Origin of the sequence: Hymenobacter coccineus, from assembly GCF_001816125.1 — a bacterium.
Classification (GTDB): Bacteria; Bacteroidota; Bacteroidia; order Cytophagales; family Hymenobacteraceae; genus Hymenobacter; species Hymenobacter coccineus.
In genome coordinates, this window is sequence record NZ_MDZA01000096.1 from 1 (window position 1) to 8,695 (window position 8,695).

Annotated in this window: 6 protein-coding genes; 4 read left to right on the forward strand and 2 right to left on the reverse strand. The window is 63.6% G+C overall.

The features are described from left to right. Together BEN49_RS07120 and BEN49_RS07125 are read left to right on the forward strand one after the other, a co-directional pair. Nucleotides 1-1,639 (forward strand): family 78 glycoside hydrolase catalytic domain (locus BEN49_RS07120; protein ID WP_158022779.1); only part of this gene is annotated, 1,639 nt, incomplete at its 5' end. Nucleotides 1,640-1,826: 187 nt separating this feature from the next. Then, nucleotides 1,827-4,505, forward strand: a complete 2,679-nt coding sequence (locus BEN49_RS07125) for an alpha-L-rhamnosidase (RefSeq protein ID WP_239691854.1) — start codon at nt 1,827-1,829, stop codon at nt 4,503-4,505. Between the two features lie 165 nt (nt 4,506-4,670). On the opposite strand, the gene BEN49_RS07130 is transcribed toward BEN49_RS07125, so the two are convergent. Together BEN49_RS07130 and BEN49_RS07135 are read right to left on the reverse strand one after the other, a co-directional pair. Beyond that, on the reverse strand, nt 4,671-6,743 hold the full coding sequence (locus tag BEN49_RS07130) for a HelD family protein (RefSeq protein WP_070742361.1): 2,073 nt from the start codon (nt 6,741-6,743) through the stop codon (nt 4,671-4,673). A 234-nt stretch (nt 6,744-6,977) separates the two neighbouring features. Continuing rightward, nucleotides 6,978-7,532, reverse strand: a complete 555-nt coding sequence (locus tag BEN49_RS07135) for an ATP-binding protein (RefSeq protein ID WP_083325858.1) — start codon at nt 7,530-7,532, stop codon at nt 6,978-6,980. A gap of 357 nt (nt 7,533-7,889) precedes the next feature. Between BEN49_RS07135 and BEN49_RS30840 the strand changes: the two genes are divergently transcribed. Continuing rightward, on the forward strand, nt 7,890-8,132 hold the full coding sequence (locus BEN49_RS30840; protein ID WP_083325859.1) for a transposase family protein: 243 nt from the start codon (nt 7,890-7,892) through the stop codon (nt 8,130-8,132). After that, a complete protein-coding gene (locus tag BEN49_RS30845) occupies nt 8,015-8,410 on the forward strand; it encodes an ISAs1 family transposase (protein WP_070742364.1) in 396 nt (131 codons plus the stop codon). Before BEN49_RS30840 ends, BEN49_RS30845 begins: the two co-directional genes overlap by 118 nt. The last annotated feature ends 285 nt before the right edge of the window (nt 8,411-8,695 follow it).

Consider the following 8,695-nt stretch of genomic DNA (forward strand, 5'->3'; position numbering starts at 1 on the left):
GACGCTTTCGCACTCGGAGGTGCTGGACAAGCGCGGCAACTTCTACACCGATAACCTGCGCTCGGCCTCGGCCGAGGACACGTACTACCTGCGCGGCACGGGCCAGGACGAGGCCCTGGAGCCGCATTTCACGTTCCACGGTTTCCGCTACCTGCGCATCGATGCTTACCCCGGGGCCCCCAAGCCGGAAGATTTTACGGCCGTGGCCCTGTACTCCGACATGCCGGCCACGGGCTCGTTCAGCTGCTCCGACCCCCTCATCAACCAGCTGCAGAGCAACATCCAGTGGGGGCAGAAGGGCAACTTCCTGGACGTGCCCACCGACTGCCCCCAGCGCGACGAGCGCCTGGGCTGGACCGGCGACGCGGAAGTGTTCAGCAGCACGGCGGCCTTCAACCGCAATACCAACAGCTTCTTTGCCAAGTGGCTGCGCGACCTGGCCGCCGACCAGGGCCCCGACGGGGCGGTGCCGTTCGTGGTGCCCAGCATGCCCTTCACGTCGGGCAAAAACCTCACTGGGGCCGCCGGCTGGTCCGACGCGGCCACCGTCATTCCCTGGGATTTGTACGCCCTGTTCGGCGACCGCCGGACGCTGGCCGTGCAGTACCCGAGCATGAAGGCGTGGGTGAAATACATCCAGGACCGCAGCCGCAACGACCTCTGGGACACCGGCTTTCAGTTCGGCGACTGGCTGGCCTACGACCTTGACGACGACAACGCGGGCCGCTCGGCCGTGACCAGCCACGCCCTAATTGCGCAGTGCTTCTGGGCCCATTCCACCCAAATCATGCTCGACGCGGCCACCGTGCTGGGCAAAACCGACGACGTGGCCACCTACACGGCCCTGCTCCAGCGCATCAAAGCTGCCTATTTGCGCGAGTACGTGACGCCCGGCGGGGCCCTGATGTCGAACACCCAAACGGCCTACGTGCTGGCCCTGCACTTCGACATGCTGCCCGAAAACCTGCGTGCCCAGGCCGCCGACCGCCTGGCCCTGAACGTGGCCGACTACGACAACCACCTCACCACGGGCTTCCTCGGCACGCCCTACCTGTGCCAGGTGCTGAGCCGCTTCGGCCACGCCGACGTGGCCTACAAGCTGCTGTTGCAGAAGACGTATCCTTCGTGGCTGTACCCCGTGACGATGGGCGCCACCACCGTGTGGGAACGCTGGAACTCGATGCGGCCCGACAGCACTTTCGCCCCGCCGTCGATGACCTCCTTCAACCACTACGCCTACGGGGCCATTGGCCACTGGCTGTACACCACGGTGGCGGGGCTGAACGTGGGGGCCCCGGGCTACCGCACCTTCACCGTGCGGCCCCAGCTGGGGGGCGGCTTCACGCAGGCCACGGCCGCGCTCGAAACCGTGTACGGCGCCACCCGCGCGCACTGGCAAACCAGCGGCGACCAGCTGGCCCTCGACGTGACCGTGCCGCCCAACGCCACGGCCACCGTGTACTTGCCCACCACCAACCCCGGCTCGGTGCGCGAAGGCAACCGCCGGCTCGACGCTAACAAGGGCCTGCAAGCCGGCCCCGCCCAGGACGGCTACCTGCCGGTGCAAGTAGGGTCGGGGCAGTACCACTTCACGACGGAATGGGCCCCCAAGGCCACGGCCGCCCTGGCCCCGCGCTGAGGCTGGGGCACGGCGCAGGGGGAAGGGCTATCCCAGCCGGCTCCGCGTTTATTGGCTCGATTCTGCCCGTTATTGCCGGGGCCATCGGCTCCTAACCTTTTGTGCTGCTGCACCCGCCATGCTCGTTTACCGTTTTCTGCCCGCGGCTCGTTTGATCCCTGCTTTTTGCGTCGGTTTTCTTGGTTGGTTGCCCGGTAGCTGCCTCACCGCGCAAGCCCAGGCCCCCGGCACCCCGGTAGGGTTGCAGTGCGAATACCTGCCCAACCCGCTCGGCCTCGACGCGCCCCATCCCCGGCTGGCGTGGCGGCTGGCCGATGCCCGGCGCGGCGCGGGCCAGGCAGCCTACCAGCTGGTTGTGGGCACCGATTCGGCGGCTGTGAGCCAGGGCAAGGGGGTAGTGTGGGCCCTCGCCAAAACCACGTCGGCCCAGCAGCGGGTGCCCTACGCCGGGCCGGCGCTGCGGCCATACACCAAGTATTTCTGGCGCGTGAAGGTGTGGAACAAGGTGGGGGCCCTGGCCGCCACCAGCGCCGTGGCCAGCTTCGAAATGGGCCTGATGGACCAAAAGAACTGGCTGGGCGCCTGGATTAGTGACTCGCAGGACAAGAACCTGCGGCCCGCCCCGTACTTCCGCAAGGCCTTCCAGGTGCCCCGGCAACTCCGGTCGGCGCGGGCCTACGTGGCCGTGGCCGGGCTCTACGAGCTGTCCATCAACGGCCACAAGGTGGGCAACCACCGCCTCGACCCGATGTACACCCGCTTCGACCGGCGCACGCTCTACGTCACGCACGACGTGACGGCCTACCTGCGCCCCGGCCAAAACGCGGTGGGCGTGCTGCTGGGCAACGGCTGGTACAACCACCAGTCCACGGCGGTGTGGGACTTCCACGCGGCGCCGTGGCGCAACCGGCCCGCGTTTTGCCTCGACCTGCGCCTCACCTACACCGACGGCACCGTGGAAACCATCCGCTCGGGTACCGACTGGAAGACGGCCCTGGGGCCCCTGGTGTTCAACAGCATCTACACGGCCGAGCACTACGACGCCCGCCTGGAGCAGCCCGGCTGGGACGCCCCAGGCTTCGACGATGCCAAGTGGAAGCCCGTCATCTACCGCGACGCGCCGTCCCAGCACATTGTGGCCCAGGCCCTGGCGCCCATTCGCAACGTGGCGCCGGTGCCCGCCCAAACCGTCAACAAGCTGAACGACACCACCTACGTGTTCGACCTGGGACGTAATATTGCCGGCGTCAGCCAGCTCACGGCCCAGGGCCCTGCGGGCACCGTGCTGCACCTGCGGCACGCCGAGCGGCTGTACCCCAACGGCCACGTGGACCAGTCGAACATCGACGTGCACTACCGGCCCACCGACAAGAGCGACCCGTTCCAGACCGATATTTTTACGCTCAGCGGCCGGAGCGAGGAGACGTTCATGCCGCGGTTCAACTACAAAGGATTTCAGTACGTGGAGGTGACCAGCAGCCGGCCGGTGGCCCTCACGGCGGCGAGCCTCACCGGCTACTTCATGCACAGCGACGTGGCGCCGGTGGGACAGGTGCGCTCGGCTAATCCGACCATTGATAAAATCTGGGCGGCCACGAATAACTCGTACCTGTCCAACCTGTTCGGCTACCCCACCGACTGCCCGCAGCGCGAGAAAAACGGCTGGACCGGCGACGCCCACATCGCCAGCGAAACCGGCCTCTACAACTTCGACGGCATCACGGTGTACGAGAAATGGCTGGCCGACCACCGCGACGAGCAGCAGCCCAACGGCGTGCTGCCCAGCATCATCCCGAGCGACGGCTGGGGCTACGAGTGGGGCAACGGCCCGGACTGGACCAGCACCATCGCCATCATCCCCTGGAACCTCTACCTGTTTTACGGCGATACCAAGCCGCTGGCCGACTGCTACGACAACCTCCGGCGCTACGTGGACCACATTGCCGAGCAGAGCCCCAACGGCCTGACCAACTGGGGCCTGGGCGACTGGGTGCCGGTGAAATCGAAGGCGCCGGTGGAGCTCACCTCGTCTGTTTATTACTTCGCCGACGCCCGCATTCTGGCCCAGGCCGCGCAGCTGCTCGGCCACCCCGCCGACCACGCCCGCTATGCCGCGCTAGCCGCCAAAATCCGCGCCGCCATCAACGCCAAGTACCTCAACCGCAGCACCAACCTCTACGGCAGCGGCGTGCAAACCGAGCTGAGCGTGCCGCTGTACTGGGGCGTGGTGCCCGACGAGCTCAAGCAAAAAGTAGCGGCCAACCTGGCTAGCCGCGTAGCCGCCGACAACTTCCACCTCGACGTGGGCCTGCTCGGCACCAAGGCCATCCTGGGGGCCCTGAGCGACAACGGCCAGGCCGACGTGGCCTACCGCCTGGCCGCCCAGGAAACCTACCCCTCGTGGGGCTGGTGGATTGTGAACGGCGCCACGACCCTGCACGAAAACTGGCCCCTGGACGCCAAAAGCGACATCTCCCTCAACCACATCATGTTCGGCGAAATAGGGGCCTGGCTGTATAAAGGACTGGCCGGCATCCAGCCCGACCCCCAGCAGCCCGGCTTCAAAAACGTGGTGCTGGCGCCGCACTTCGTGGCCGGGCTCAACCAGTTCGAAGCGTCCCACCAGGGCCCCTACGGCATCATTCGCTCGGCCTGGCAAAAAGTAGGGCCCCGCGTGGAGTACACCTGCACGGTGCCCCCCAGCACCACGGCCACCCTCACGCTGCCCGTAGCCGCCGTGCAACGGGTGACGGTGGACGGCCAGCCAGTGGGTGCTACCTCGACCAACGTCCACGTGGTACAGAACGAAGGCCCGCTGCGCACGTACCGCGTGGAGGCAGGAACTTACCGCTTCAGCATTCAATAGGGCGCAGGAGTGGCCGTGGATGGATCATCGCCAAACGGCCGGCTTGCCAGACCGAGGCAGTGCGCTGCTTACCGTCGGCCTACCCGGTGGGGCCCCAATTAGTCGGCTTCCGAGTGGGTTGGATTAGCTGTGCCGCTGCCACAAAAGTCCAGAAATAACTATTGGTTATTTTTCGCGCGCATCATTTCCAGCATGGGCCGCTAAGAAAGCCGTAACAGGCCGGGAATGCGTCAGCGTGAGTCGGTGCATGGCCCGGGTGCACGCGATGTAGAGCATTCCCCTGTCCACCTCCGTCCGGTAAGTGCGGGCGTCGGCAAAGGGGACAACGACCTCGTCAAATTCGAGCCCTTTGGCCAAATGGGCCGTGGTGATGATGACGCCTTCGGTAAAAGTCGTGGACTCAGCCGTGAGCAACTGCACGCCGGGCGCTTGCAGCGCCTGGTGCACCTCGGTGGCCTGCCGCAGGGTTTTGCAGATGATGCCCAGGGACTGGTTACCGCCGCTTTGAAAGGTGGCGACCAGCTGCTGAATGGCTTGCAGCTCTTCGGCCTGGTTGTCGAAGCGCGTCACCAGGGGCTCCGGCCCGTGCCTTTCCAGGGGAATGAGGGCAGGGTTGGGCGTAATGCGCTGCGCAAAGGCCGTAATTTCCAAGGTTGAGCGGTAGCTGCGAAACAGCTGGATGACCTCGGCTTGCGGGAACACGCGCTCGATGGTTTCGGCGGAGGAGGCGCTGTAGGGGTTAACCGTTTGGCTCACGTCGCCCAAAATGGTTTTGCGGCAAGAAAACACGCGGGCCAACACCGCGTACTGCACGGGGGTGTAGTCCTGCATCTCGTCCACGACCAAGTGTTTTACCTGCTCGTAGGCGCTAATGCCTTCCAGCCGGAGCCGCAGGTAGATCAGGGCGAAGACGTCCGCGTACTCCAGGTCCCGGCGGTGGTCGTAGCGAAACAGCTCGGGGCGGCCCAGCCAGCGGTAAAAATCCTGGTAAAGGTCCAGCACCTGGTGGAACTTGAACATGCGGGGAATGGCCTCGCCGATGGTGGCTTTCTCCGGGCCGGTCAGCTTCCGGCGGGTGGCGTCCCGCACGTAATCGCGCACCTCCTGGGCCACCAGCGCAAAGCGTTTCAGTACCGGCACCCGGTGGTAAGTCTTGAACTTTGCCAGGATAATGGGCAACGGGACGACCGTTTTGCCAACCCGCAGCTCGCTGTAAGTGAAGTAGTTGTTCTCCACGTGTAGCAAATACTGGTTCAGCTGGCGCAGGAACTCCCCCGTTGACTTGAACCGGATGCGTTCGACGAAAGCAGGGTCGGGGTGCTCGAGTAGCGCGGATACTTGCTCGAAGAAGGTTTGGAACGCGTACTGGCGGTCGAGCAAGTCGGCGGCCAGTTCTTCCATGCCCAGCTCGGGAATGTATTCTTCCCCTAGCTCGGGCAAAACGCTCGAGATGTAATCCGCAAAGACTTTGTTGGGCGAAATAATCAGGATGTCTTTGGCGGCAATGGTTTCCCGGTAGCGGTAGAGCAGGAACGCAATGCGGTGCAAGGCAATCGACGTTTTGCCCGAGCCCGCCACGCCCTGGATGACCATCACCGACGCGGTTTCGTTGCGAATCACCGCGTTCTGGTCCCGCTGAATGGTGGCGACGATGTTTTTCAGCTTGTCGTCGGAGGACTTAGCCAGTTCGCGCTGCAGCACATCGTCGTGAATGTTCACGTCGTTTTCGAGCATGAACTCCAGGCGGCCGTCGCGGATCTTGTACTGGCGCTTGAGGCCAATGGTGCCCTGAATCGTGCCGGAAGGGGTGGTGTAAGCGGCCCCGCCCAGCTCATAATCGTAGAACATGGAAGAGATGGGGGCCCGCCAATCGTAAATTAGGTTCTGGCGCTGCTGCTCATCCAAAAAGGAATAGATGCCGATGTACACGGCGGCTTTTTGCTTGCCTTGCGGGGTGAAATCCAGGCGGCCAAAGTAGGGGGATTGCCCCAGTTTGAGCAGTCTCCGTTTCCGGGCCACGGCGGCCTCGCCCGTAAACGCCATGCGGTTGATGGACTGGTCGGCGGCGACCATGTCCGCGTCGTCCATGCTGGACTGGTGCTCGTGGATGTACTGTTTTTTCTCCCGGAGCTCGTTCGAAAACTGCTTGACGACGTCGTCGCCACGCTTAATCGCCAGCGCCAGCCGCTCCTTAATTTCCTCCAGGTAGGCTCTTTCTGCTTGCTCCGTTACGTTCATCCCGGGTGGGTCTTGGCTAGTGGACCGCAAAGGTGAGCGCAAATGCTGGTTCAGCGAAACTGGGGCCCCAAGCGGTACTGCGCACTGCCAACCCAGTGGCTTGGTGTGGTCGAGAATGGCCTTTGCTAAATTGGGGGGCCCTTATTGGATGCTTTTGATGGGGGCATTTCCAGCGCGTAGATGCACTTTTTTCGGCCTTATTTTATTGACCTTTATTGGAGCATGATTATCGGCTTACGCCCAGTAAGGCAAGTAGCGCGCATGCTTCCTGGATTTGCTGGTCGGGTCGACCGGTTTGAGCAAGCCGGCCGTCATCGTGTCCGTGATAATGCGGGAAGCAGCGGGGTAGTTGGATTCAGCAATGCCGAGCCGCTCGCGCAGGGACTGGTTGGTCATGCTCTCCCCCGATACTTGCTTGAGGCAGGCGTGTTGGTAGCAAGCGCGGACTTTATCCTGCCGGTCCATCTCGCTGAACGAACGCGCGCTGAACAGCACCACGCGGGTAAATTGCTCGGAAGCCTCGAAGCGGGGCGCGAGCAAGTGGTGCTCCTCGCATTCCTGCACCACTTTGTCGATGCCGCTGCCGCGCTCTTCGCACATGTCCAATTGCCGCATGGCCCCGGCCAATAGTTCGTTGCGGCTGCGCGGGGCGTGGTCGAGGAAGCGGCGCTCGTCAATCAGGGGCTGGCCCGGGTTGGTGATTTCGATGCGGTTTTCGAACACGTCGATTTGCGGCGAAACGCCTTGGGCCAGAAAGTCCTGGTGAATCAAGGCGTTGAATAAGTTCACTCAGCACCAGGGGCGGGTAGGCGGGGGCCGTCTGTTCGCGCAGGATAACTTTGGTTTCAACATTGCCCGGGCGAAAAAATTCTGCGGGCACCACTTTCCGATCGAGGTTTGCGGTTCGGACCAGGACTCGCAGTTCCAACAGGCGCGCTTGGTGCCGGTCAAACTCGGTCAGTTCCTCGCGGCCCAGGCGACTACCCAGGGGGTTGAGGTGCATCAGCGCGCGGCTCTTTTTACCGTTGGTGGGGCGCATCATCTCCACCGATTTGCGCCCCAGCCAACTGTCAGGACTTACGCATCAAACCGTAGCCAGAGTGACAGGAGCTGACCTTTACCTTTTTAGGCATTGCTAAGGTCTTTATGCTCAGTCAACCAGTTACTTCCTTCGCCACCTTACCCGACCCACGGTGCGCCGGCCGCACCCGGCACCGCTTGCTTAACCTGCTCGTCATCGCTGTGTGTGCCGTGGTAGCCGGTGCCGAAACGTGGGTGGACAGGACATCGCCGACTACGGGCGGATGGAGCACACTTGGTTGGCCACTTTCCTGGATTTACCCCACGGTAGTGCCTCCCACGACACGTTCCGGCGCGTGTTCTCGCTAGTCGACCCGCAGGGACTGGAGCAGTGCTTCCGCCGGTGGATAGCCAGCGCTGCCCCACCCCTGCCGCGCGAAGTATTCGCCATCGATGGCAAGACGGTGCACCGCTCCTTTGACCGTGGGCGGGCCCAAGGGCCATTACACGTAGTCAGTGCTTTTGCCACGCAGCAGGGCCTAAGCCTAGGACAGGTAGCGGTGGTTGGCAAAGGCCAAGAGCTGACAGCTATTCCTGTGTTGATCAAGAGTCTGTGCTTAGAGCAGATTCGGGGTCAGTGTACATGATAGGCGCAGTGGTCAAACCAGTTTTTTGCGTCGGTGTCACTTAGCCAGTCCCGGGCCGTTCGCAACGCCTGGGCCACGGCATCGCGGGTGCGGGCCTGGGCGGTGCGCCGGCGGGGTTTGAGCTTGCTGAAGGCCAGTTCAACGGGCGTAAAGTCGGGCCAGCAAGGCGACAGAAACAGCCGGCAGAAACAGCCGGCGGGCGCCGCAGGCGGCGACGGCCTCGGCCAGGCCGGGCGCTTTGTGCCCGCGCAAGTTCTTTGTGCCCGCGCAAGTTGTCGAGCACCA

Excerpts from the sequence above, each read along its gene's own strand:
- BEN49_RS30840 (WP_083325859.1), top strand. The coding sequence starts at position 7,890 with ATGCTCAGTCAACCAGTTACTTCCTTCGCCACCTTACCCGACCCACGG.
- BEN49_RS07130 (WP_070742361.1), bottom strand. The coding sequence starts at position 6,743 with ATGAACGTAACGGAGCAAGCAGAAAGAGCCTACCTGGAGGAAATTAAG.